The following is a 24,651-nucleotide window of genomic DNA, read 5'->3' as shown; positions in this document are numbered from 1 at the left end:
TGGTGCGAGGCACCCGGCTCCGGGCGGTGCGTCAGGACTTGGGCTGGAACGTCTCGGTGAAGGTCCGCCAGGTCTGCTTGCGGTCGGCGCCGCTCCAGTCGGCGGCCCGGGCGGTGTACATGAGGGCGTACCCCTGGCTGGAGTTGACCACGAACCCGCGGTTGGTCACCCGGTACCGGGTGCCGCCCTCGGCGTAGGTGAACTCCCAGTCCGCGGCCTCCCACCCCCGGTAGTCGACGCCCTTGATGTGTACGCGCTCGTACTGGGCGCGCCGCATGGACCGTTCCTGGTTCTTCCAGTCGGCGACCGCGTCGTCCTTGGGGGTGGTCGTCCAGCCGACGAGCAGGCGCTGACCGTTCGGTCCGGTGTAGCGGGCGCCGGCGAGGTCGGTGGAGCGGAGCTTCCAGCCCTTGGGCAGCCCGATGGAGAACCCCTGGTCGTGGCGGTGCGTGGAGGCGGCGGCGGTGCCGGACTCCTTGCCGGGTTCCTTGCCGGAGTCCGCATCGGAGTCGGGCTTCTCGTCCGCGGTGTCGTCCGGGGTGTCCTTCCCGCTGTCCCCGGCCTCCCCGGTGTTCCGGTCGGGGTCCGCGGCGTCGCCCCCGGCCTTCTTGTCGGCGGGGTCCTCGGCACCCGTACCGGTGTCCTCGCCGGTGTCCTTGGCGTCGCCCCCGGTGCCCTGACCGGTGGAGCCGTCACCACCGCTGGCGCCGCTGGAGGCGACCTTGTCGCTGCCCTTGCTCTCGTCGCCGGAGGTGTCGTCTTCGCGCATCGCGAGGGCCACGACGCCCGCGACCACGGCGAGGGCCACGACCACGGCGATCACCACCAGGGTGCGGCGGGGCATCACATCGGTCAGCGAGGCCCCGGGTCCGCGGGAACCGCCGCTGCGGGTCACGACCGGTGCGCCGCTCGCCGCACCGGGCGGGCCCGACTGCGGGGCGCCCGTCCGACCGTGGGCGGCACCGGTCGACGCCGGACGCCCGGCGCCCATCCCGGCCTTCGGCGCGGCGGCCGGGGAGACGGCGCCCGGCAGGGCGCCGGTGGCGGGCGGGGCGGTCCGCGCCCCGGGGCGACCCGGGTGACCGGGAGGAGGCAGCGGTGCGGGGGGTGCGACCGGCGGCGCACCGGCGGCCCGCGCGCTGCCCGCACCGGCCACCGCGGCGGACCCGGCCGCAGCAGCGCCCGCCTTGCGCGTGGACCACTTCTTGCGTTCGGCGCCCCGGCCCCGGGTGCGCTGGGCGCGCTGCTCCGCGAGGGCGGCCTCCGTCACCACGGGCATCGCGATGACGACCGTCGGATCGGCAGCCGCAGCCGCCGGTCCGTCAGGGGCGTTGAGCACGTCGGTCAGCAGGGCGCGGGCGCCCTCGTCGTCGAGCCGCTGCTCGGGGTCCTTCGCCAACAGCCCGTAGATGACCTCCTCCAGCGGGCCCGCGTTCTGCGGCGGGTCCAGGGGTTCGGTCATGACGGCGGTGAGGGTCGCGATCGCGGAGCCCTTGTCGTACGGCGGGATGCCCTCCACCGACGCGTACAGCAGCCCGCCGAGCGACCAGAGGTCGGCGGCCGGTCCGGGGCGGTGGCCCCGGGCGCGCTCGGGCGAGATGTACGAGGGGGCGCCGACGAGCATGCCGGTCGAGGTGATGGACGGGTCGCCCTCGACCTGGGCGATGCCGAAGTCGGTGAGCACCACCCGGCCGTCGTCGGCGATGAGCACGTTGGACGGCTTCACGTCCCGGTGCAGGATGCCCTCGCCGTGCGCGGCACGCAGCACGTTCAGCACCGCGAGGCCGACCTCGGCGGCGCGGCGGGGGGTGAGGAGGCCGTCCTCCTTGATCGCCTCGGCCAGGGACTTGCCCTCGACGAGTTCCATCACGATCCACGGGCGGTCGTCCTCGTCGACCACGTCGTAGACGGTCACCGCGCTGTTGTTGCGGATGCGGGCGATCGCCTTCGCCTCCCGCAGGGTGCGGGTGATCAGGCGGCGCTTCTCCTCCTCGTCGATGGTGTGGGGGAAGCGGAGTTCCTTGACGGCGACGGTCCGGCCGAGGGTTTCGTCCTTGGCCCGCCAGACCGTGCCCATGCCGCCCCGGCCGAGCACGTCACCGAGCCGATACCGGCCCGCGAGCAGGCGTTCGCCGGTCGTGGTCGGGGTGGTTCGGCCGCCGCGCGCCCTGCTGCCGGCGGAGCGGTCCGCGGTCGGCGCCGACCGGTCGGCGGGTGCCCGCTGCGGGGCGGCGGGCCCGGCGTCCGCGGCACCCCCCGGCTCCCGGGCGTCCTGCGGGGGGCTGGTCGCGCCGGCACGGGCCGCACCCCGTGCACCGGCCGAACCGCCCTGCTGCACACCGGACTTGTCGGGCTCCCCCGCATCGGGTTCCCGGCCCGGCAGGTCCGCCGCTCCGGCACCGGTTCCCGCACGGGACCCGGTGGCCCGGGACGTTCCCGACCGCGTGCCGGACTTCTCGTCGCTCCGCTCCCCGGTCAGGGCGGCCGTGACGTCGCGACGGGCCCCGCCCCTCTGTTCCGCGTCCGACATGCGTCCCCTCTGCAACCCGCCCTGACAGAGCCTTCATTGTCCCCCACCGGGGGATCGCCCGGTGCCCCGGGGCGTCCGTCACCCATGACGAACGCATCGGGGGTGGCCGTCACCTGGTCCGTGTCCCGCGCCGTGCCGGCACGGCGGGAGCCGCGCCGGCGGCTTCGGAGCAGGGCAGCACACGCCCCGGCTCCGGGGAAGGTCCCGGCCCTGTGCGACAGCCTCTCCCCGTTGTCCGGTAAGGGCAAGTCCCGTATCGGCGCGGCGCCCCCACGGTGACGCTCCAGCGACCTTCCGTGCACGGCGAGTTGCCGTATCCGGGGAGGAAACGCCCCGGGGCGGGCGAGGAGCCGGGAGCGTGGCGCCCGCCGGGAAGGGGGAGGCGGCACCGCGACCCGCCGCGCTCCCCTCACGGGGGGTCAGCCCCCGTGTCCCGCAGCGCCCTACGGGCCGGGCCGGTCAGCCGAGCGGCACGATGTCGGGGGCGCCGAGTCTCGCCGCGTCCGCCGTGAGGTCGTCCGGCTGGCGCTGGGACTCCCGCTCGGCCTCCACCCGCTTCTCGTAGTGCTGCACCTCGCGCTCGATCTGGCCCTCGTCCCAGCCGAGCACCGGGGCCATCAACTCCGCGGCCTCCCGGGCGCAGCGGGTGCCCCGGTCGAAGGTCTCGATGGAGATGCGGGTGCGTCGGGTGAGGACGTCGTCGAGGTGCCGGGCGCCCTCGTGCGAAGCGGCGTAGACGACTTCGGCGCGCAGGTAGTCGTCGGCCCCGGTGAGGGGGGCGCCGAGGCCGGGGTCGGCGGCGACGAGGTCGAGCAGTTCCTCGCTGAGCGAGCCGTACCGGTTGAGCAGGTGCTCGACCCGGACCACGTGCAGACCGGTGCGCGCGGCGGTGCGGGCGCGGGCGTTCCACAGCGCCCGGTACCCCTCGGCGCCGACGAGCGGGACGTCCTCCGTGACGCAGTCGGCGACCCGCTGGTCGAGGCCGTGCACCGCCTCGTCCACCGCGTCCTTGGCCATCACCCGGTAGGTCGTGTACTTGCCGCCCGCGACGACGACCAGACCGGGCACCGGGTGGGCGACCGTGTGTTCGCGGGACAGCTTGCTGGTGGCGTCCGACTCCCCGGCGAGCAGGGGGCGCAGCCCCGCGTAGACGCCCTGCACGTCGTCCCGGGTGAGGGGGACGGCGAGCACCGAGTTCACGTGCTCCAGCAGGTAGTCGATGTCGGCGCTGGAGGCGGCGGGGTGGGCCTTGTCGAGGTCCCAGTCGGTGTCGGTGGTGCCGACGATCCAGTGGCGGCCCCAGGGGATGACGAACAGGACGCTCTTCTCGGTGCGCAGGATGAGGCCGGTCGTCGCGTTGATGCGGTCCTTGGGGACGACGAGGTGGATGCCCTTGGAGGCGCGGACGTGGAACTGGCCGCGCTCCCCCACCAGTGCCTGGGTGTCGTCGGTCCACACGCCCGTGGCGTTGACGACCTGTTTGGCGCGCACCTCGTACTCGCCGCCGCCCTCGACGTCCTGGACCCGCGCCCCGACGACGCGTTCGCCCTCGCGCAGGAAGCCGATGACCCGGGCGCGGTTGGCGACCTTCGCCCCGTACGCGGCGGCCGTGCGGACCAGGGTGGCCACGTAACGGGCGTCGTCCATCTGGGCGTCGTAGTACTGGAGGGCGCCGGTGAGGGCGTCCTTCTTGAGACAGGGGGCCACTCGGAGGGCGTGACGTCGGCTCAGGTGGCGGTGCAGCGGCAGGCCCCGGCCGTGCCCCTTGGCCATCGACATCGCGTCGTACAGGGCGACGCCCGAGCCGGCGTAGAGGCGTTCCCAGCCCTTGTGCTGGAGGGGGTAGAGGAACGGCACCGGTTTCACCAGGTGCGGGGCGAGCCGCTCCAGCAGCAGGCCGCGTTCCTTCAGCGCCTCCCGCACCAGGGCGAAGTCCAGCATCTCCAGATAGCGCAGCCCGCCGTGGATCAGTTTGCTGGAGCGGCTGGAGGTGCCCGAGGCCCAGTCACGCGCCTCCACCAGGCCGGTGGACAGCCCTCTGGTCACCGCGTCCAGCGCGGTGCCCGCTCCGACCACCCCGGCGCCCACGACCAGGATGTCCAACTCGCGCTCGGCCATGCCCGCGAGCGACTCGGCGCGCTCCGCCGGGCCCAGTGTCGCTGTCCTCACCGCTGCCTCCCGTCACGTCCGGGGCCGGTCCCGCACTTCCGGCGGGTGCCCGTGCCCCCGTACCGCACACCTAACGCCTGCCCTCTGGTGCCATCGTCACCCCGTGCACCGATTCTCGCCGCGCGACCCCGCTTCCACCACCACCCACCGTCCACCTGTGGACAACACTCGGTGCGTCACGGCGCCCAATACCGCAAAACGGTCATATTTACTCCTAGTCTGACAGTGCGCTGGTCCACTTTGTCCACAGGGCTTGCGCGACCCTCCCGTTCCTTGCTATTGGGAAGGACGCCCCCGTCATGCCCGCAGACCTCGCCGTCATCGGCCTCGGCCCGCTCGGACTGCCCCTCGCCCAGGCCGCCGTGGCCGCCGGGATCCCCACCCTCGGCCATGACCTCCGTCCCGCCCCGGACGGCTGGGACGGGCCCGCCCCGCTGCTCGACGGCGGCGTCCTCAGCACGGCCGAACTGCGTCGGATGCTCGCGGGGGGATTCACCCCCACCACCGACTCCAAGGGCCTCGGCCGGGTCCGCACCGCCGTGATCTGCGTGCCCGCCCCGCGCGGCGCGGACGGATCGCCCGATCTCACCCCCCTGGGTGAGGCGGCGCGCGTCCTCGCCGGTCGGCTGCGCCCGCACACCACCGTCATCCTCGAATCGCCCGTCCCACCGGGCACCACCGAGGAGTACCTGCGCCCCCTGCTGGAGGAGGGCTCCGGACTGCGCGCCGGGCGCGACTTCCACCTCGCGTACTCCCCCAGCCGGGTGGACCCCGGCAACCGCACCCACCCCTGGACCGCGATCCCCAAGGTCATCGGCGGCCTCACCCCCGCCTGCACCGAGTCCGCCGCCGCGTTCTACGGGCGCCTCACCGACAAGGTGGTCCGCGCCCGCGGCACCCGGGAGGCCGAGACCGTCCAGCTGCTGGAGACCAACTTCCGGCACGTCAACATCGCCCTCGTCAACGAGATGGCCGTGCTCTGTCACGACCTCGGCGTCGACCTCTGGGACGTCGTGCGCTGCGCCGAGACCAAACCCTTCGGGTTCCAGGCGTTCCGCCCCGGACCCGGAGTGGGCGGCCACGGGGTGCCGCAGGACCTCTCCGGCCCCCCGTACGCGGTCCGCCCGCTGCGGATGGTCGAACTCGCCCAACAGGTGAACGGCCAGATGCCCCGGTACGTCATCCAGCGGGCCGCGACGCTCCTGAACGAACACGGGAAGTCGGCGCGGGGCGCCCGGGTGCTCCTGCTCGGGGTCACCTACAAGCCCGACGTGCCCGACCTCCAGGGCTCACCCGCCCGGGAGATCGCCGTCCGTCTGATGGAACTGGGCGCCTCGGTCAGCTACCACGACCCCCACGTCCCCGCGTGGAGCGTCCTGGACCGCCCGGTGCCGCGCGCGGACTCGCTCTACGAATCCGCCGCCGACGCCGATCTCACCCTGCTCCTCCAGCACCACCGCACCTACGACCTCCAGGGCCTCGCGGTCAAGGCCCAACTGCTCCTGGACACCACGGGCGCCACCCCCACCGGAACGGCCCACCGCCTCTGACGGAGGGCCACCAGCCCTCGGCCGGAGGAGCGCGGAGACCGTCGCGAGCGAACACAGCGCCTCCGCACGGACCCGCCTCCACCCGTCCCCGCCCACGAAAAAAAAGGGGGTGCTCCGGACCCCGTTCATCGGGCCGAAGCACCCCCGCGCCGCCCGGGGCGCACACGCTCCCGGGCGGCTACCTCATCGCTTATGCTGCGCGTCGGCCACCGTGACCTCGACCCGCTGGAACTCCTTGAGCTCGCTGTACCCGGTCGTGGCCATGGCCCGCCGCAGCGCACCGAAGAAGTTCATGGACCCGTCGGGGATGTGCGAGGGACCGGTGAGGATCTCCTCCGTGGTCCCGACCGCCCCGAGGTCCACCAGCTTTCCGCGGGGCACGTCCTCGTGCACCGCCTCCATGCCCCAGTGCAGCCCCTTGCCGGGCGCGTCGGTGGCACGGGCCAGCGGCGAGCCGACCATCACCGCGTCGGCGCCGCAGGCGATCGCCTTCGGCAGGTCACCGGACCAGCCCACCCCGCCGTCGGCGATGACGTGCACGTACCGGCCGCCGGACTCGTCCATGTAGTCGCGACGGGCCGCGGCCACGTCGGCGACGGCCGTCGCCATCGGGACCTGGATGCCCAGCACGTTGCGGGTGGTGTGCGCGGCCCCGCCGCCGAAGCCCACGAGCACGCCCGCCGCCCCGGTGCGCATCAGGTGCAGCGCCGCCGTGTACGTGGCGCAGCCGCCGACGATGACCGGCACGTCCAGCTCGTAGATGAACTGCTTGAGGTTCAGCGGCTCCGCGGCGCCCGAGACGTGTTCGGCAGAGACGGTGGTGCCCCGGATGACGAAGATGTCGACCCCGGCGTCCACGACGGCCTTGGAGAACTGCGCGGTGCGCTGCGGGGACAGCGCGGCGGCCGTCACCACGCCGGAGTCCCGCACCTCCTTGATGCGGAGCCCGATCAGCTCCTCCTTGATCGGCTCCGCGTAGATCTCCTGGAGCCGGCGGGTCGCGGTCACCGAGTCCAGCTCGGCGATCTCGTCCAGCAGCGGCTGCGGGTCCTCGTAGCGGGTCCACAGCCCTTCGAGGTTCAGTACGCCCAGGCCGCCCAGCTCACCGATGCGGATCGCGGTCTGCGGGGAGACCACCGAATCCATGGGGGCCGCCAGGAACGGCAGCTCGAAGCGGTAGGCGTCGATCTGCCAGGCGATCGAGACCTCCTTCGGGTCGCGCGTGCGACGGCTCGGCACGACGGCGATGTCGTCGAAGGCATACGCCCTGCGCCCGCGCTTGCCGCGCCCGATCTCGATCTCAGTCACGTGTGTGGCCTCTCCCTTTGCGTTCCAGCGCCTTCCAGTATCCCCGACACGCGCGACGAGGGCGGCTCCGGAGTCTCCCGGAGCCGCCCTCGTCGGGCCGCTGCCTGCGGTGGCGGGTTACTTGCGGCTGTAGTTCGGTGCCTCGACGGTCATCTGGATGTCGTGCGGGTGGCTCTCCTTGAGCCCGGCGGAGGTGATCCGCACGAACCGGCCCTTGTCCTGGAGGTCGGGAACGGTCTGGCCGCCGACGTAGAACATGGACTGGCGCAGCCCGCCGACGAGCTGGTGGACGACCGCGGAGAGCGGACCGCGGTAGGGCACCTGGCCCTCGATGCCCTCGGGCACCAGCTTCTCGTCGGAGGCGACGCCCTCCTGGAAGTAGCGGTCCTTGGAGAAGGACTGGCGGTCGCCGCGCGACTGCATCGCACCGAGCGAGCCCATGCCGCGGTACGACTTGAACTGCTTGCCGTTGATGAACAGCAGCTCGCCCGGGGACTCCTCGCACCCGGCGAGCAGCGAGCCCAGCATCACGGTGTCGGCGCCGGCGACCAGCGCCTTGGCGATGTCACCGGAGTACTGGAGGCCGCCGTCCCCGATGACCGGGACCCCGGCCGCCTTGGCCGCGAGCGACGCCTCGTAGATGGCGGTGACCTGCGGAACGCCGATGCCGGCGACCACTCGGGTCGTACAGATGGAGCCGGGGCCGACGCCGACCTTGACCGCGTCCGCGCCGGCGTCGATCAGGGCCTGCGCACCGTCGCGGGTGGCGATGTTGCCGCCGATGACGTCCACGCCGGACGAGTTCGACTTGATCTTGGCGATCATGTCGCCGACCAGTCGGGAGTGCCCGTGCGCGGTGTCCACCACGATGAAGTCGACGCCGGCCTCGATCAGGGCCTGGGCGCGCTCGAAGGCGTCCCCGGCGACGCCCACGGCGGCACCGACGATGAGCCGGCCCTCGGCGTCCTTGGCGGCGTTCGGGTACTTCTCGGCCTTGACGAAGTCCTTGACGGTGATGAGGCCCTTGAGCACGCCGCCGTCGTCCACCAGCGGCAGCTTCTCGATCTTGTGGCGGCGCAGCAGCTCCATCGCGTCGCCGCCGGAGATGCCGACCTTGCCGGTGACCAGCGGCATCGGGGTCATGACCTCGCGGACCTGGCGCGAGCGGTCCGTCTCGAAGGCCATGTCACGGTTGGTGACGATGCCGAGCAGCTTGCCGTTGCCGTCGGTGACGGGGACGCCGCTGATCCGGAACTTGGCACAGATCGCGTCGGCCTCGCCGAGGGTGGCGTCCGGGTGCACGGTGATCGGGTCGGTGACCATGCCCGACTCGGAGCGCTTGACGAGGTCCACCTGGTTCGCCTGGTCGGCGATCGACAGGTTGCGGTGCAGGACGCCGACGCCGCCCTGGCGGGCCATGGCGATGGCCATGCGCGACTCGGTGACCTTGTCCATCGCCGCGGAGAGCAGCGGGATGTTCACGCGGACGTTGCGGGAGATCAGCGAGGAGGTGTCGATCTGGTCCGGCGCCATGTCCGAGGCGCCCGGCAAGAGCAGCACATCGTCGTAGGTCAGCCCGAGTGTCGCGAATTTCCCGGGTACTCCGTCGACGTTGGCAGTCATGACACCTTCCAGATGGCCTTGTCCGTGCGGGATGTCCATGCTAACGGGAAGCGGACGGCTCCCATTCCCCGTTCGTGGGCGCTCGACGGAGGGTGACCGGACGTGCGCCCGAGCCGCTGGACGCCCCCGGACCGCCCGACGAACGTCCGCCGGGCGGTCCGGGGGCGTCCGGGACCGTCCGGCGGGAGGGGGTGCTACTGCTCGGCGAGGGCGCGGAGGCGACTGAGGGCGCGGTGCTGGGCGACCCGGACCGCGCCGGGCGACATCCCGAGCATCTGCCCGGTCTCCTCGGCCGTGAGCCCGACCGCGATCCGCAGCAGCAACAGCTCCCGCTGGTTCTCGGGGAGGTTGGCCAGCAGCTTCTTCGCCCAGGCCGCGTCGCTGTTCAACAGCGCGCGCTCCTCGGGCCCGAGCGAGTCGTCGGGCCGCTCGGGCATCTCGTCGGAGGGGACCGCCGTCGAACCGGGGTGCCGCATCGCGGCCCGCTGGAGGTCGGCGACCTTGTGCGCGGCGATCGCGAAGACGAACGCCTCGAAGGGCCGCCCGGTGTCCTTGTACCGCGGCAGCGCGAGCAGCACCGCCACGCAGACCTCTTGGGCGAGGTCCTCCACGAAGTGCCGTGCGTCACCGGGCAACCGGGACAACCGGGTGCGGCAGTAGCGCAGCGCCAGCGGATGCACGCGGGCGAGCAGGTCGTGCGTGGCCTGCGCGTCACCGTCGACGGCACGGTGGACGAGCGCACCGATCACCGTGGGCTCGTCTTCGCGCATCGGTCCATGGTGCCCTGCCGCTCCGCCGTCCGTGGCACCGCGTCCGTTGTTGTGCACCGAAGCGTTATGAGTAGGTGCGCCGGTGCTCATATCCCGGTCCCTCCCCTTCCGCTCGGCCGACCCGTCCCCGAGGAACTCCACACCTCAAGGATGCGGCATCGGCCGCGAAACGGGGGACGCCCGTCGTGCACACCGCGCGAACGGGCCCGTCCACCCCACCATATGCACCGGTTCCGACGGGCCCCGGAGGGGGCCCGCCGATGACCTTCGCCGTGGTCAGGAGGGGTCGGCGCGCCGCGGCGCGCCCCGCCCCGCCCGCCGTGGGCGGGCGGGGATCGCCGTACCCGTGGGGCGGCACCGATCCTCCTAGCGGACCAGGCCCCACCGGAATCCGAGCGCCACGGCGTGCGCGCGGTCCGAGGCGCCGAGCTTCTTGAACAGCCGCCGGGCGTGGGTCTTCACCGTGTCCTCGGAGAGGAACAGCTCGCGACCGATCTCCGCGTTGGAGCGGCCGTGGCTCATGCCTTCGAGCACCTGGATCTCCCGGGCGGTGAGGGTGGGCGCGGCGCCCATCTCGGCCGACCTGAGGCGCCGGGGGGCCAGCCGCCAGGTGGGGTCGGCCAGCGCCTGGGTGACCGTGGCGCGCAGTTCGGCGCGCGAGGCGTCCTTGTGCAGGTAGCCGCGGGCGCCGGCGGCCACCGCGAGGGCGACCCCGTCGAGGTCCTCGGCGACCGTGAGCATGATGATCCGGGCGCCCGGGTCGGCGGAGAGCAGCCGCCGCACCGTTTCCACACCGCCCAGTCCGGGCATGCGCACGTCCATCAGAATCAGATCCGAGCGGTCGGCACCCCAGCGGCGGAGGACTTCCTCGCCGTTGGCCGCCGTCGTGACCCGCTCGACGCCGGGCACGGTCGCCACCGCACGGCGGAGTGCCTCCCGGGCGAGCGGGGAGTCGTCGCAGACGAGGACGGAAGTCATGACCGCCCTCCGCAGCTGATGCGCGTCACCTTGAGCCTCCAGGCTGGTACGAATCGTCACCTGTGCGGTTGACGCTCCCGGACGTGTGCCCGAGCGCTTGTTTGCTCAACCGCCTCCGGACCTCTCAACGATGGTCACCCGAAAGAGTTACGGGTCACTCAGCCACCTTCGGCACTCTACGTGAGGGGTCCGACACTCCCTCGGCACGGCGCGTGATGAGAAAGCTTTCGTCAAGACCGATGCCCCATTTAGCGGCTTTTCTTCACTTTCACCGGTGTCTGAGGCTAGATTCGCAAAGAGTCATATTTTCATCTTCTTCGACAGTAGTTGTAGCGTCGTGGGCGCTGTCCGCGTCGGCACGGCCACCAGCTGTACGCACGCTGAAGGGGACACGCAATGGCAGATTTCTCCCGCCTTCCCGGACCGAACGCCGATCTGTGGGACTGGCAGCTCCTCGCGGCCTGCCGCGGGGTGGACAGTTCGCTCTTCTTCCACCCGGAGGGCGAGCGCGGTGCGGCACGCAGTGCGCGCGAGAACTCGGCCAAGGAGGTCTGCATGCGCTGCCCGGTGCGGGCCGAGTGCGCCGCGCACGCGCTCCAGGTGCGCGAGCCCTACGGGGTCTGGGGCGGACTCACCGAGGACGAACGCGAGGAACTGATGGGACGGGCCCGCAACCGGCTGGTCCCGGCGACCTCGGCGCACAGCGCGCCCCGCCCCCACTGAGGGAAACGTTTCCTCTCGCCCCGGACGGGCGAGCCGGCCACCCGCACCGGGCCTCGTGCGCGCGGGCGGCCCGCCCCCGTACGCCGTCAGTGCCGGGCGACCCGTGCGAGGTGGTCGAGGGTGGCTGCGACCGCCGGGACCTGCGCCAGGTCCGGCAGGGTGAGCGCCACGATCTGCCGCCGTACGGCGGGCTCCACCGTCACGGTGCGCACCCCCTTGGGCCGGACCGACTCCAGGGCCAGTTCCGGGAGCACCGCCACGCCGAGCCCCGCGCCGACCAGTCCCGTCACCGCCGGGTAGTCGTCGGTGGCGAAGTCGATCCGGGGCGTGAACCCGGCGTTCTCGCACACGTCCACGAGTTGGCGGCGACAGCGCGGGCACCCCGCGATCCAGGGGTCGTCGGCGAACTCCTCGATCCGGACCGTCCCCGCGTCGGCGAGCGGGTGCCCTTCCGGGACCAGACCGACCAGCCGGTCCGCGAAGAGCGGCCGTACCGTCAGGTCGGTCCACTCCTCCGGCAACCGCCCGCCGGCCCCCTCGACCGTACCCTCCGCGCTCTCCGTCCCGGCCGGGTCCGCGTAGTGGAAGGCGAGCGCCACGTCGCAGTCGCCCTCGCGCAGCATCTCCACCGAGCGCGGCGGCTCCGCCTCCACCAGGGAGACCCGGGTGCCGGGGTGGGCGGCGCGCAGGGCGGCGAGGGCCGCCGGGACCAGGGTCGAGCTACCGCTGGGGAAGGACACCAGCCGGACCCGGCCCGCCCGCAGCCCGGCGATCGCGGCGACCTCCTCCTCGGCGGCGGTCAGCCCCGCGAGGATGCCGGCGGCGTGCCGCACCAGGGCCTCGCCGGCCTGGGTCAGCCGCATCTCACGGCCGGCGCGGACGATCAGCGGGGTGCCGGAGGACGCCTCCAGGGCCTTCATCTGCTGGCTCACGGCGGGCTGGGTACAGCCCAGTTCACGGGCCGCCGCGGAGAAGGAACCGGTGGCGGCGACCGCACGCAGGACACGGAGATGACGGGCCTCGATCACCCCGCCATGGTACGCGAGCATAAGCACCCCTTGGATGTCCACCGGAATAATGCTTCGACACTTTCAGCTCGGGGTGCATAACGTGCGAAGCATGAAGCTTCTGTCACTGAATGCCAGCAGGCCGAAGGCCGTCCCCTACACCAAGCAGCTGGACGGGGTGACCGGCATCGACAAACGCCCGGTGACCGGTCCGCTGCGGGTGGCCGCACCGGGGCCCAAGGGCATCGGCGGCAGCGGGCTCGCGGGGGACGCGGTGTGCGACCTCCGCCACCACGGGGGCAACGACCAGGCCGTGTACGCCTTCGCCCGCGAGGACCTCGACGACTGGGAACCCGACCTGGGCCGCGCGCTGCCCGCCGGCTGCTTCGGCGAGAACTTCACGACCGAGGGCGTCGACATCACGCACGCGCTGATCGGCGAGCGCTGGCGGGTCGGCGGGGAACTGGTGCTGGAGGTGTCCTCGGCCCGCATACCGTGCCGGACGTTCGCGGGGTTCCTGGGGGAACGCGGCTGGGTCCGCAGGTTCACCGAGAAGGGCGCCCCGGGCGCGTACCTGCGGGTGATCACCCCCGGTGAGGTCCGCGCGGGCGATCCGGTGGAGGTCGTGCACCGGCCCGACCACGACATCACCGTGCTGACGGAGTTCCGTGCCCTGACCACCCGGCGCGAACTGCTGCCCCGGGTGCTCGTCGCCGGGGACGCGCTGCACCCGGAGACCCGTGAACTGGCGCTGGCGTACCGGGAGAAGTACGCGCAGTGAAGCGGGTGGGCCACCGGGCCGGGCCGGGCGATCACTAACCTTGCCCCATGACTACGGCTCTGATCACGGGTTCGACCGCCGGTATCGGCGCGGCGTTCGCCCGCCGCCTCGCCGCGGACGGCCACGACCTGGTACTCGTGGCGCGCGACGTCGAGCGGCTGCGCGCGCAGGCCACCGAACTGCACGACCGGCACGGGGTGGAGGCCGAGGTGCTCCGTGCCGACCTCGCCACGGACGAGGGGATCGAAGCGGTGGCCGCCCGCTCGTCCGAACCGCGGCGGCCGGTGGACCTGTTGGTGAACAACGCCGGCTTCGGGAACAAGGGTCGTTTCCTGGACGTGCCGGTCGCCGACGAGTTGACGATGCTCAAGGTGCACTGCGAGGCGGTGCTGCGGATCACGGCCGCGGCGACGGGGGCGATGCGGGAGCGGGGGCGCGGGGCGGTCGTGAACGTGGCCTCCGTCGCGGCGTTCCTGCCGCGCGGCACGTACGGGGCGTCCAAGGCGTGGGTCGTGCAGTTCACCCAGGGCGCGGCGAAGGACCTCGACGGTTCGGGGGTGCGGCTGATGGCGCTGTGCCCCGGGTTCGTCCGTACGGAGTTCCACGAGCGGGCCGGGATGGGTACGGAGAACATCCCCGGGTGGATGTGGTTGGACGCGGACAAGGTGGTCGGTGCGGCGTTGGGCGACCTCTCCCGGGGCAAGGTCGTTTCCGTTCCCGATCCCCGGTACAAGGCGCTGATGGGGCTCGCGAAGTTGGCGCCGCGGCCCCTGCTTGGTGGGGTCACCGCTTCGACCGGGCGCAAGTACGGGCCTCGCTGACGCGTTGTCCTGTGCAGGTGCGTCCGCGTGGGGGTGCGCTGCCCTGCGGGGTGCGCTGCCGTTCCGCGCAGTTCCCCGCGCCCCCTATCGGGTGCGTCCACCTGCCGGTGCGGGGTCCTGCGCGGGTGCGCTGCTGTTTTGCGCAGTTCCCCGCGCCCCTGTCGGGGGCGTTCTGGCCCGGGTGCGCGGTTCTGTGCGGGTGCGCTGTGGTTGCTCGCGCAGTTCCCCGCGCCCCTGTCGGGGGCGTTCACCTGGCGGTGCGCTGTTCTGTGCGGGTGCGTGGTGGGATTCGCGCAGTTCCCCGCGCCCCTTAATCGGGGTCCGGGTTTGTCAGGTGACGACGGCGAGGAGCGCCCGAGATCCAGGGGCGCGGGGAACAGCGAACCCCCACCGGGACGCACCGAGATTAAGGGGCGCGGGGAACTGCGCGAAACAGCAGCGCACCCCGCAGGACAGCGCACCGCCAGATGAACGCACCCCGCAGGGAACCGCGCACCGCCAGGTGGACGCAGGCGGGCCCCGGGCCGGCACCCCTGGGGAGGGGGCCGGGCCGGGGCCCGTCACCGTTCAAGCGTCAGACTCAGTGCGAGTGGCCGTGACCGCCGTGACCGGCGTCACCCTCGTCCTCCGCCGGCTTCTCGACGACCAGCGTCTCGGTCGTGAGCAGCAGCGAAGCGATGGACGCGGCGTTCTCCAGCGCGGAGCGGGTCACCTTGACCGGGTCGATGACGCCGGCCTTGACCAGGTCGACGTACTCCTCGGTGGCCGCGTTGTAGCCGTGTCCGGCCTCCAGCTCGGCGACCTTGGAGACGATGACGTAGCCCTCCTTGCCGGCGTTCTCCGCGATCCAGCGCAGCGGCTCGACGGCGGCGCGACGGACGACGGCGACACCGGTGGCCTCGTCGCCCTCCTTGCCGAGGTTGCCCTCCAGCACCTTGGAGGCGTGGACGAGCGCGGAGCCACCACCGGAGACGATGCCCTCCTCGACCGCGGCGCGGGTCGCGGAGATGGCGTCCTCCAGACGGTGCTTCTTCTCCTTGAGCTCGACCTCGGTCGCGGCACCGACCTTGATCACGCAGACGCCGCCGGCGAGCTTGGCGAGGCGCTCCTGGAGCTTCTCGCGGTCCCAGTCGGAGTCGGTGTTCTCGATCTCGGCCTTGATCTGCGCGACGCGACCGGCGACGTCCTCGGAGTTGCCGCCACCGTCGACGATGGTGGTGTCGTCCTTGCTGACCGTCACGCGGCGGGCGGTGCCCAGCACGTCCAGGCCGACCTGGTCGAGCTTGAGGCCGACCTCTTCGGCGATGACCTGGGCACCGGTGAGGGTGGCGAGGTCGCCGAGCATCGCCTTGCGGCGGTCACCGAAGCCGGGGGCCTTCACGGCGACGGCGTTGAACGTGCCGCGGATCTTGTTGACCACCAGGGTCGACAGGGCTTCGCCCTCGACGTCCTCGGCGATGATCAGCAGCGGCTTGGAGCCACCCGCCTGGATGACCTTCTCCAGCAGCGGCAGCAGGTCCTGGATGGAGGAGACCTTGCCCTGGTTGATGAGGATGTACGGGTCTTCCAGGACGGCTTCCATGCGCTCCTGGTCCGTCACGAAGTACGGCGACAGGTAGCCCTTGTCGAAGGCCATGCCCTCGGTGAAGTCCAGTTCGAGGCCGAACGCGTTGGACTCCTCGACGGTGATGACACCGTCCTTGCCGACCTTGTCCATGGCCTCGGCGATCAGCTCGCCGACCTGCGGGTCCTGGGCGGAGAGCCCGGCGACGGCCGCGATGTCGGACTTCTCGTCGATCGGACGCGCGGTGGCGAGCAGCTCGTCGGAGACGGCCTTGACCGCGGCGTCGATGCCCTTCTTCAGGGAGGCCGGGGAGGCGCCGGCGGCAACGTTGCGCAGGCCCTCCTTGACCAGGGCCTGGGCCAGCACGGTGGCGGTGGTGGTGCCGTCACCCGCGATGTCGTTGGTCTTGGTCGCCACCTCCTTCACCAGCTGCGCGCCGAGGTTCTCGTAGGGGTCCTCGATCTCCACCTCACGGGCGATGGTGACGCCGTCGTTGGTGATGGTCGGGGCGCCGAACTTCTTGTCGATGACGACGTTGCGGCCACGGGGGCCGATCGTCACCTTCACGGTGTCGGCAAGCTTGTTGACGCCGCGCTCAAGGGCGCGACGGGCGTCCTCGTCGAACTTCAGGATCTTCGCCATGGGAGCGGTTCAGCCCTCTCAGAAACTGCAGGAAAAGCGGTGAACGGACCGCGCCCCCGGCACCCGGCTCAGCTTCGCGGGGGGCCAGGGGCGCAGCACACAACAAGATTCGTTGCGCTCGGTGAACTACTTCTCGATGATCGCGAGCACGTCGCGGGCCGAGAGGACGAGGTACTCCTCGCCGTTGTACTTCACCTCGGTGCCGCCGTACTTGCTGTAGAGAACGACGTCGCCGACGGCTACGTCGAGCTCGACGCGCTTGCCGTCCTCGACACGGCCCGGGCCCACGGCCAGGACGACGCCCTCCTGGGGCTTCTCCTTGGCGGTGTCCGGAATGACCAGGCCCGAAGCCGTGGTCTGCTCGGCGTCGAGCGGCTGGACCACAATGCGGTCCTCGAGCGGCTTGATGGCAACCTTGGAGCTGGTGGTCGTCACGATCCGACCTCCCCCTTCGGAGATCTCACGGGGTTAACTGTCTGAGGTGGCGACCAGGTGGATCCGTCGTCGCGGGTGCCGGACCTGCCTGTCGCTGCTGGCACTCACCAGTGGAGAGTGCCAGGGCCGAGACTATGACCGCGATTAGCACTCGGTCAAGCGGAGTGCCAACGCGCCCTCCGTCCGAGCGTCCGGAACGCCCCCCTCAACGGCCCCCGGAAGGCAGTCGTCGGGCCGGGTCCGCGGGGGTCGGACGGGGTCAGACGTAGTCGGTGAGCCGGGCGACGGCGAGGCCCCGGGCCTGGGCGCGGCGCAGCAGCCGGAGGGTCGCGGTGGTGGCGGAGGTGCCCGCCGGGGGGTCGGCGACGAGCACGTCCCCGGGGTTCAGCGGGGCGTCCGGGGCGGGGACGGGTCGACCGGTGACCACGGCGGCCATGCCGCAGTCGGCGGCGGCCCGTAGCGTCGCGCGGTCATGGGCCCCGTGCGGCGGGCGCAGCAGGTCCGGCCGGATGCCGAAGCGGCCGTGCAGCTTGTCGCGTTGGCCGCAGATCTCGGCGCGCTGCCCGACGTAGGGCAGGCCCGGCAGGTAGGGGTGGTCGAGGGTGTGGTTCTGCACGTCCACGCCGAAGGGCCGCAGCCGCGCCAGTTCGGCGTGGCCGGGACCCGGGGCCCGGTCGGTGAGGAAGACGGTGACCGGGAGGCGCAGGTCACGGACGAGTTCGCCGAACCGGGGGTCCTGGCCCACGCCGTCGCCGTAGATCAGGAAGACGACCGGGTCCCGGGTGGGGACGCGGTCGATCACCGGCGCGAGGTCGGCGACCGGGGGTGCGCCGGGGGCGCTCGCCCCGCCCGGGCGCGCGGGCCTCGGGGCGGGGGTGAGCGGTGCGGTCAGCCCCCAGCGGCGGTGCGCGTCCGGCGCCGGGCCGGGTGCCGGGTCGCCCCCGCGCGGGGCGGTCCGGTGCACCCCGTCGGCCCGGTCGGCGGGGTGCGTGCAGCCGGTGAGGGCCGGGGCGAGGGCCGCGGCGACCAGCAGGGCGGCCAGCCGGCGCGGGGGAACGCGTCGTCCGGACCGCCCGCGGGCACTCACAGATAGTCCTCCAACTTCGCCACGGCGTAGCCCTGGTCGGTGATGAGCGTCAGGAACCGGCGGATGGTGTCGGGCATGGTGCCGTCCCAGTCCTTGCGGCCGCGGAAGTGGGTGAGGACGATGTCGCCGGGCCGCAGGCTCTTGTCGTACTCGCGGTACTCCCAGCGGTCGACGAAGACCTCTTCGTTCCACAGCGGCACCTGGGTGATGCCGCACGCCTTCGCGGCGCGCAGGGTGTCCTCGTTGTAGTTGCCGTAGGGCGGCCGGAAGACGGTGGGGCGGGTCCCGTACTGCTTCTGGAGGACGTCCTGCATCCCGCAGATCTGGTGCTTCTGCTGCGCGTAGGACAGGCCCGGCAGGTACGGGTGGGTCAGCGTGTGGTTGTTGAGGGTGACCCCGGCGTCGCGCATCTTGCGGAAGTAGCCGTAGTCCTCCTTGACCAGGTAGTCGCTGAGGAACGCGGTGTACGGGACGTCGAGTTCCTCCAGCATCTTGATCAGCGCCGGGTCCTTGTCGGCGCCGTCGTCGATGGTGAGGAAGACGACCTTGTCCTTGGTCGGGATCGTGGTGAAGACCGGTGGCAGGTCCTCGTGGCCCTCGACCTCGAAGCCGGCCCTGGTGGTGGTCTTCGGCTTGACGGCGGGCGGGGGCGGCGCGGTCAGCGGGGCCTTCGCGAGTCCCCAGCGCTTGGCGGTGGCGAGTCGGGCGGCGGCGATCGTCCGCTTCCGGGCGGCGGCGGCCTCCGCGGCTTCCTTCGCCTCCTTGGCCCCCTTGGCCCCCTTGGCCTGTTTGGCCTGTTTTCCCTGCTCGGCACGTTCGCCCGGGGCGCCGCCCGCCCGACCGGAGGCGGCGGGCTTGGCGGGCTCGGTCTCCGTGCCGCAGCCCGCGAGGGCGGTCGTGGCGACGGTGAGGGCGAGGGCGGTGACGAGGGACCGGGTGAGGACCCCGGGGCGTGCGGACCCGCGCCCCGCGCGACCGACTCGCCCGTCCCGCTCGCCACCCCGGAGAGGACCCTTTTCCGTATTTTGTTCGTTTTGTCGTACTAGTCGCATGGGGCCGCATCCTGTCAGCGCCCCCGGCGCACCCCGGGGCGACACCGCCCACCGGCACCGGACCGTCCACCGACTGGCCCACAATGGCCCGGTGAGCACCACCGATCCGCACCCCGCGCCCGAGGCGCAGTTCGCCGCGCTCCTCACCGACGAGGGCCGCGCCCTCCTGGAGGAGGTCCGCGACACCGAACCCGCCCGGGAACTCGCCGTCGCCACCCGGCTGCGCCGCGAGCACCCCGCCGCACTGGTGAACGCCGCACTCGGGCAGGCCCGGTTGCGGCAACGGGCGGTGGCGAAGTTCGGGGCGGTCGACGCGGCGCGGATGCTCTTCACCCCGGACGGGGTCGAACAGGCCACCCGCACCAGCGTGGCCACCTACCGGGCGCGCCGGATGCGGGAGTCGGGGGTGACCTCGGTCGCCGACCTGTGCTGCGGCATCGGCGGGGACGCGATCGCCCTGGCCCGGGCGGGCATCCGGGTGCTGGCCGTCGACCGCTCCCCGCTGACCTGCGCGGTGGCCCGCGCCAACGCCCGGGCCCTGGGGCTCACGGAGCTGATCGAGGTCCGCGAGGCGGACGTGACCGAGGTGGCCACCGACGGGTACGACGCGGTGTTCGTGGACCCGGCGCGCCGGGGCGGACGGGGCCGGATCTTCGACCCCGAGGCGTACTCACCCCCGCTGAGCTGGGCGGTCGACGCGGTACGGACGGCCGGCCGCGGGGCGCTGAAGATCGCACCGGGCATCCCCCACGAGGCCGTGCCGGACGGCGTGGAGACCGAGTGGATCTCCGACCGGGGCGACCTCAAGGAGGCGGTGCTGTGGTTCGGGACGGGCGCGCCCGACTCCCGCCGCTCCACCCTGCTGCCCGGCGGCGACTCCCTCACCGCCCCGCTGGCCGCGATGCCCCCGGACCCGGCGGTGCGGGAGGTCGGACGGTACCTGTACGAGCCCGACCCCGCGGTGATCCGGGCCCGGCTCGTCGCCTCGGTGGCCACGGAGGTGTCCGGCGGGCTGCTGGACGAGACCATCGCGTACGTCACCTCCGACGTGCTGCGCCCCACGCCGTTCGCCACCGCGTACGAGGTGACCGACCACCTCCCGTTCCACGTCAAGCGGTTGAAGGCGCTGCTGCGGGAACGGGGGGTGGGCGTCCTCACCGTCAAGAAGCGCGGGTCCGCCGTCGAACCCGAGGAACTGCGGCGCAAGGTGCGGCCCCAGGGCCCGCATGCGGCCACGGTGTTCCTGACCCGGGTGGCCGGCGCCCCGACGATGCTGATCGGCCACCCGGTGCCGAACGGGACGTAGACCCCCGGCGCGCCCCTACGCCGGGCGGTCGGCGGGGGCGGGGGCGGGCGTAGGCGCGGACGACGGGCCCGGGGCGGCGGGCTCCGGGGCGCGGTAGACCAGGGCGGCCAACAGGGTTCCCCCCGCGAGCATCGCCGCGGCCACGAGGAACGCCGCCGAGTAACCGTCCGTCAGCGCACCGCGCGGGTCGCCGTCCGACGCGGCGCCCGCCCGGGCGGCCACCGCGACGAGCACCGCGAGCCCCACCGAACCGCCGATCTGCCGGGAGGTGGTGAGCAGCCCGGACGCCATGCCTGCCTCGTGCGCCGACACCCCGCTCGTGGCGGCGGTGCCCAACGGGACGAAGCACAGGCCGATGCCGATGCTGGAGACCAGCGAGGGCACGAACATCACGGACCAGAAACCGCTGTCGGGCGTGATCGCCAGGGCCCAGTAGAGGAGCCCGACGGCCCCGAGCAGCCCTCCGGTGAGCATCAGCGGACGCACGCCGAACCGTGCCATGGTCTTCGCGGCGATCACCGAACCCACGATCAGGCCCAGGCAGAACGGCAGGAACGCCAGCCCGGTCGTGGTCGGCCCGTACCCCAACACCTGCTGGAGGTAGAGCGAGACGAAGTAGAAGGCGCCGAACTGAGCGGCCGACAGGAGCAGCGAGAACACGTTCGCGGACAGCACCGGCCGCAGCCGCAACAGCCCGAGCCGCAGCAGCGGTCGACGGTGCCGGGCCTCGACCGCCGCGAAGACCAGCAGCAGCGCGAGGGCGGTGCCGAGCGTGGCCAGGGTGGCGCCCGCGCCCCAGCCGATCTCCTCGGCCCGGACCAGGCCGAGCACCAGGACGGTCGTCCCGGCGGTGACCAGGACCGCGCCACCGGCGTCCAGGACGGGGCGGTCGCCCGTGCGCCGGTCGACGGGCACGGCGATCCGGGCGGCGAGCCCGGCCAGCAGCACCACGGGCACGTTGACCAGCATGGTGGCCCGCCATCCGGTCCAGTCGGTGAGCAGCCCGCCGGCGAGCACCCCGACCGCCCCGCCCAGCGCACCCGCCGCGCCCCACAGGGCGAGCGCCCGTGAGCGCTCCGGGCCCGCCGGGTACCCGACGGTGATCAGGGCGAGCGCCACGGGGGCCAGTGCGGCGGCGCCCGCGCCCTGGACCGCGCGGGCGGCGATCAGCCAGCCGGGCCCGGAGGCGAGGCCGGCGGCGAGGCTCGCGAGGCCGAAGAGCGCGAAGCCGGCGATCAGCACCCGCCGCCGCCCGACCAGGTCGGCGAGCCGTCCGCCGAGCATCAGCAGCCCGCCGAAGGTGAGGGCGTACGCATTGACCACCCAGGTCAGGTCCTCGGGCGCGAAGCCGAGGTCGGCGCGGACGTCCGGCAGGGCGACGTTCACCACCGACATGTCGAGCGCGACGAGGAACTGGACGGTCAGCACCACCGGCAGGAAGAGGGCGTGCCGAGGGGAATGGTTCACCATGGCCCGGACTTTACTTTACACGTATAGAAATAGGGAGAGGGGGAGAATGTGACGGTGGCGACGAACGACAGCACCGACAGCACCGACGCGGGTGGGACGGGCGGGACGAACGGCGGCCCCGGCGGCGACGCGGCCGCGGCTCCGCGGAAGGCCGGGCGGAAGGCGGGCCGGCCCCGCCGGATCGACCCCGAGCGGATCGTCGCGGTCGCCCGCCGCATCCTCCAGGAGGAAGGCGTCGACGCGCTGTCGATGCGCAGGGTCGCCAAGGAGGTCGGGACGACGCCGATGGCGCTCTACCACCACGTCCGGGACAAGGACGAGCTGCTGATGCTGACCCTGTCGGGCATGGCGCGGACGGTGCCCCGGCCCGAACTGCCCGAGGACCCGCGCGAGCGGCTGATCGCGATGTCCCTGCACATGTACCGGACGCTGCGTCGGATGCCCTGGGTGGTGGACGTGTTGAGCCTCGGCGACCTCACCGACAAGGGGGCGCTGTGGATCATGGAGGAGTTCATCGGAGCGGCGATGGCCTGCGGGCTGAGCGCGGACGACGCGGTGCGCGCGTACCGGACCGTGTGGCACTGCGTCTACGGCGAGTTGGTGTTCCGGGCCGCGATGGAACGGCGGGCCGCGGAGCCCGGCCGGGTCCGGAACTTCCCCGACGGGCTGCTCACCGAACAGGACGCGGCCGAACTCCCGTTGCTGACCTCGTTGGCCGACCGCTGGATCCAACTGGCCCAGTCGTACGACCTGGAGCGCCAGCTCCGGCTGGTGCTCGACGGGCTGCTCGGGCCCCGGACCGACGGCGGGGCCTGAGCCGGGCGGTCGCTACTCGACGCCCACCGAGGTGAACCGCCAACGGTGGACGGCCCGTCGGACCAGCTCGGCCGGCGGGTCGGGCAGCTCCTCCGGAGCGTCGACGTCGGCCGGCCACCAGGTGATGACGAGGACCCGGTCGCCGGGTGCGGTGAACGTCTCGCGCCGCAGCGCCCGCCCGGCCGGGCGGGCGTCCCGGGCCCAGGCCAGGAGTTCGGCGCCGCGCCCGGTGACCGCCGCCGCCTCCCACATCAACGCGAGGGTCATGAGTACAGGTTGTCCTTCGCCAGCTCGTGCACGTGGTCGTGGTCATGGGCGTGGCCGTGCCCGTGGGCGTGGGCGTGACCGCCGCCGTGTCCGTGGGCGGCCGGCGGCTCCTCGTCCGCGGTCCGGCCCGGCACGTGCGGATCGGTGACCGGCAGCGAGGAGTCGGCGGACAGCTCCCAATCGGAGGCGGCCCGGTTCCGGGAGACCATCTCCGCGCCGAGCGCGGCGACCATCGCCCCGTTGTCGGTGCACAGCTTCGGCCGGGGCACCCGCAGCCGGATGCCCGCGGCCTCGCAGCGCTCGGCGGCCAGCGCCCGCAGCCGGGTGTTGGCGGCGACCCCGCCGCCGATCATCAGATGGTCCACGCCCTCGTCCTTGCAGGCCCGCACGGCCTTGCGGGTCAGCACGTCGACCACGGCCTCCTGGAACGAGGCGGCCACGTCGCGCACCGGCACGTCCTCGCCCGCGGCGCGCTTGGCCTCGATCCAGCGGGCCACCGCGGTCTTCAGCCCGGAGAACGAGAAGTCGTACGGGGCGTCCCGCGGTCCGGTCAGTCCGCGGGGGAAGGCGATGGCCTTCGGGTCGCCCTCGCGCGCGTAGCGGTCGATGACGGGGCCGCCGGGGAAACCGAGGTTCAGCACCCGGGCGATCTTGTCGAACGCCTCCCCCGCCGCGTCGTCGATGGTGGCGCCCATCGGCCGGACGTCGGAGGTGATGTCCGAGGACAGCAGCAGCGAGGAGTGGCCGCCGCTGACCAGCAGGGCCATCGTCGGCTCCGGCAGCGGACCGTGTTCGAGCTGGTCGACGCAGATGTGGGAGGCCAGGTGGTTCACCCCGTACAGCGGCTTGCCGAGGGCGTAGGCGTACGCCTTGGCCGCGGACACGCCGACGAGCAGGGCGCCGGCCAGGCCGGGGCCCGCGGTGACCGCGATGCCGTCGAGGTCGCGGGCGGCGACCCCGGCCTCCTTGAGCGCGCGTTCGATGGTGGGCACCATCGCCTCCAGGTGCGCCCGGGAGGCGACCTCCGGGACGACCCCGCCGAAGCGGGCGTGCTCGTCGACGCTGGAGGCGATGGCGTCCGCGAGGAGGGTGGTGCCCCGGACGACGCCGACGCCCGTCTCGTCGCAGGAGGTCTCGATGCCGAGGACGAGGGGTTCGTCAGCCATGGGTGGTCCCGGTTCCTTCTGTTCCGTGCTCTGTTGCCGGTGGGGCGGGGGCGGGGGCGCCCCGGCCGGCGGGCCCCTGCATCTCCAGGCGCATCACCAGGGCGTCGACGTTGCCCGGTTGGTAGTAGCCGCGCCGCACGCCGATGGGGGCGAAGCCGAAGCGCTCGTACAGCTTCTGGGCCCGTACGTTGTCGACCCGCACCTCCAGCATCACCTCCCGGCACTCGAACGCCGTGGCGTGCTTGAGGAGGTCCGTGAGCAGCCGGGCGCCGAGCCCGGTGCCCCACTGGTCCCGGGCGACGGCGATGGTCTGTACGTCGCCCACCGCTCCGTCGACGGCGGGGCCGGCGGGGTCGGCGGCTTCGGTGCCCGGCTCGGCGGACCCGCCGCCGGCCGCGGCCAGTCCCGCGTACCCGACGAGCCGTCCGGAGTCGTCCTCGGCCACCACGTAGTGGCGGGTCGCCCCGGGGCCCCGGGCGTGGGCCAGCTCGGACCAGAACATGCCCCGGGACCAGGCGTCCTCGGGGAACAGCTCGCGTTCGAGGGCGAGCACGGGGTCGATGTCCCACCAGCGCATCTCGCGCAG

General features: G+C 72.9%; 21 protein-coding genes. 6 read left to right on the top strand and 15 right to left on the bottom strand.

Annotation, left to right across the window (positions count from 1 at the left end; all coding sequences use genetic code 11):
* Window positions 1-31 precede the first annotated feature (31 nt).
* Both ACFYOU_RS19795 and ACFYOU_RS19790 read right to left on the bottom strand, forming a co-directional pair.
* Entirely contained in the window at window positions 32-2,530 is a 2,499-nt protein-coding gene (locus ACFYOU_RS19795; protein WP_391307117.1) for a protein kinase, read from the bottom strand.
* Window positions 2,531-2,989: 459 nt separating this feature from the next.
* Window positions 2,990-4,699, bottom strand: coding sequence for an FAD-dependent oxidoreductase (locus ACFYOU_RS19790; RefSeq protein WP_391307115.1), 1,710 nt, complete (start codon window positions 4,697-4,699; stop codon window positions 2,990-2,992).
* Between the two features lie 299 nt (window positions 4,700-4,998).
* On the opposite strand from ACFYOU_RS19790, the gene ACFYOU_RS19785 reads away from it, so the two are divergent.
* Window positions 4,999-6,249 carry a nucleotide sugar dehydrogenase gene (locus tag ACFYOU_RS19785; RefSeq protein ID WP_391307113.1) on the top strand — a complete coding sequence of 417 codons (1,251 nt, stop codon included), beginning with the start codon at window positions 4,999-5,001 and terminating at the stop codon, window positions 6,247-6,249.
* Window positions 6,250-6,432: 183 nt separating this feature from the next.
* Here the strand turns inward: ACFYOU_RS19785 and ACFYOU_RS19780 are convergent, their stop codons facing one another.
* The 4 genes from ACFYOU_RS19780 to ACFYOU_RS19765 all read right to left on the bottom strand — a co-directional run bounded on the left by ACFYOU_RS19780 (window position 6,433) and on the right by ACFYOU_RS19765 (window position 10,928).
* Window positions 6,433-7,557: a GuaB3 family IMP dehydrogenase-related protein gene (locus ACFYOU_RS19780; RefSeq protein WP_385493561.1), complete on the bottom strand. Its 1,125-nt coding sequence runs from the start codon at window positions 7,555-7,557 to the stop codon at window positions 6,433-6,435.
* 117 nt (window positions 7,558-7,674) lie between these two features.
* Window positions 7,675-9,180, bottom strand: a complete 1,506-nt coding sequence (guaB, locus tag ACFYOU_RS19775) for an IMP dehydrogenase (RefSeq protein ID WP_385493562.1) — start codon at window positions 9,178-9,180, stop codon at window positions 7,675-7,677.
* Between the two features lie 194 nt (window positions 9,181-9,374).
* A complete protein-coding gene (locus tag ACFYOU_RS19770; RefSeq protein WP_385493564.1) occupies window positions 9,375-9,950 on the bottom strand; it encodes a sigma-70 family RNA polymerase sigma factor in 576 nt (191 codons plus the stop codon).
* A gap of 366 nt (window positions 9,951-10,316) precedes the next feature.
* On the bottom strand, window positions 10,317-10,928 hold the full coding sequence (locus ACFYOU_RS19765) for a response regulator transcription factor (RefSeq protein WP_003948568.1): 612 nt from the start codon (window positions 10,926-10,928) through the stop codon (window positions 10,317-10,319).
* Window positions 10,929-11,324: 396 nt separating this feature from the next.
* Here ACFYOU_RS19765 and ACFYOU_RS19760 point away from each other — a divergent pair, with 396 nt between their 5' ends.
* Window positions 11,325-11,651 (top strand): WhiB family transcriptional regulator, encoded by a 327-nt coding sequence (locus ACFYOU_RS19760; protein WP_389767213.1) that lies wholly within the window; start codon window positions 11,325-11,327, stop codon window positions 11,649-11,651.
* Window positions 11,652-11,737: 86 nt separating this feature from the next.
* On the opposite strand, the gene ACFYOU_RS19755 is transcribed toward ACFYOU_RS19760, so the two are convergent.
* A complete protein-coding gene (locus tag ACFYOU_RS19755; RefSeq protein WP_391307252.1) occupies window positions 11,738-12,679 on the bottom strand; it encodes a LysR substrate-binding domain-containing protein in 942 nt (313 codons plus the stop codon).
* 91 nt (window positions 12,680-12,770) lie between these two features.
* On the opposite strand from ACFYOU_RS19755, the gene ACFYOU_RS19750 reads away from it, so the two are divergent.
* Entirely contained in the window at window positions 12,771-13,439 is a 669-nt protein-coding gene (locus ACFYOU_RS19750; protein WP_389767211.1) for an MOSC domain-containing protein, read from the top strand.
* 47 nt (window positions 13,440-13,486) lie between these two features.
* On the top strand, window positions 13,487-14,260 hold the full coding sequence (locus ACFYOU_RS19745) for an SDR family NAD(P)-dependent oxidoreductase (protein ID WP_389767209.1): 774 nt from the start codon (window positions 13,487-13,489) through the stop codon (window positions 14,258-14,260).
* A 580-nt stretch (window positions 14,261-14,840) separates the two neighbouring features.
* Here ACFYOU_RS19745 and groL read toward each other — a convergent pair.
* The 4 genes from groL to ACFYOU_RS19725 form a co-directional block, all read right to left on the bottom strand.
* A complete protein-coding gene (gene groL / locus ACFYOU_RS19740; protein WP_389767207.1) occupies window positions 14,841-16,466 on the bottom strand; it encodes a chaperonin GroEL in 1,626 nt (541 codons plus the stop codon).
* Between the two features lie 126 nt (window positions 16,467-16,592).
* Window positions 16,593-16,901, bottom strand: coding sequence for a co-chaperone GroES (groES, locus tag ACFYOU_RS19735; RefSeq protein WP_073792836.1), 309 nt, complete (start codon window positions 16,899-16,901; stop codon window positions 16,593-16,595).
* A gap of 259 nt (window positions 16,902-17,160) precedes the next feature.
* The gene (locus tag ACFYOU_RS19730) at window positions 17,161-17,988 is read right to left on the bottom strand and encodes a polysaccharide deacetylase family protein (protein ID WP_391307109.1); all 828 of its coding nucleotides are present in this window, start codon (window positions 17,986-17,988) and stop codon (window positions 17,161-17,163) included.
* Complete coding sequence (locus ACFYOU_RS19725) at window positions 17,985-19,040, bottom strand: polysaccharide deacetylase family protein (protein WP_391307107.1); 1,056 nt, start codon at window positions 19,038-19,040, stop codon at window positions 17,985-17,987. The genes ACFYOU_RS19730 and ACFYOU_RS19725 overlap by 4 nt, the downstream gene beginning before the upstream one ends.
* Here ACFYOU_RS19725 and ACFYOU_RS19720 point away from each other — a divergent pair.
* On the top strand, window positions 19,039-20,346 hold the full coding sequence (locus ACFYOU_RS19720) for a methyltransferase domain-containing protein (protein ID WP_391307106.1): 1,308 nt from the start codon (window positions 19,039-19,041) through the stop codon (window positions 20,344-20,346). The two genes, ACFYOU_RS19725 and ACFYOU_RS19720, sit on opposite strands and share 2 nt — an antisense overlap.
* A gap of 15 nt (window positions 20,347-20,361) precedes the next feature.
* Here ACFYOU_RS19720 and ACFYOU_RS19715 read toward each other — a convergent pair whose 3' ends face one another.
* The gene (locus ACFYOU_RS19715) at window positions 20,362-21,816 is read right to left on the bottom strand and encodes an MFS transporter (RefSeq protein WP_391307104.1); all 1,455 of its coding nucleotides are present in this window, start codon (window positions 21,814-21,816) and stop codon (window positions 20,362-20,364) included.
* A 54-nt stretch (window positions 21,817-21,870) separates the two neighbouring features.
* Between ACFYOU_RS19715 and ACFYOU_RS19710 the strand changes: the two genes are divergently transcribed.
* Window positions 21,871-22,632: a TetR family transcriptional regulator gene (locus tag ACFYOU_RS19710; RefSeq protein ID WP_391307102.1), complete on the top strand. Its 762-nt coding sequence runs from the start codon at window positions 21,871-21,873 to the stop codon at window positions 22,630-22,632.
* A 12-nt stretch (window positions 22,633-22,644) separates the two neighbouring features.
* On the opposite strand, the gene ACFYOU_RS19705 is transcribed toward ACFYOU_RS19710, so the two are convergent.
* From ACFYOU_RS19705 to ACFYOU_RS19695, 3 genes are read right to left on the bottom strand one after another with little or no spacing between them, the layout of a single operon-like run.
* Entirely contained in the window at window positions 22,645-22,899 is a 255-nt protein-coding gene (locus ACFYOU_RS19705) for a hypothetical protein (protein WP_389767198.1), read from the bottom strand.
* Entirely contained in the window at window positions 22,896-24,065 is a 1,170-nt protein-coding gene (gene tsaD, locus ACFYOU_RS19700) for a tRNA (adenosine(37)-N6)-threonylcarbamoyltransferase complex transferase subunit TsaD (RefSeq protein ID WP_391307100.1), read from the bottom strand. Before tsaD ends, ACFYOU_RS19705 begins: the two co-directional genes overlap by 4 nt.
* The gene (locus ACFYOU_RS19695; protein ID WP_391307250.1) at window positions 24,058-24,642 is read right to left on the bottom strand and encodes a GNAT family N-acetyltransferase; all 585 of its coding nucleotides are present in this window, start codon (window positions 24,640-24,642) and stop codon (window positions 24,058-24,060) included. The genes tsaD and ACFYOU_RS19695 overlap by 8 nt, the downstream gene beginning before the upstream one ends.
* Window positions 24,643-24,651: the final 9 nt, after the last annotated feature.

Origin of the sequence: Streptomyces sp. NPDC005955 (assembly GCF_042871255.1) — a bacterium.
In the GTDB taxonomy this organism is placed as follows: domain Bacteria; phylum Actinomycetota; class Actinomycetes; order Streptomycetales; family Streptomycetaceae; genus Streptomyces.
Note: the sequence above shows the minus strand (reverse complement) of the source record. Positions and strands in the feature narration are given on the sequence as shown.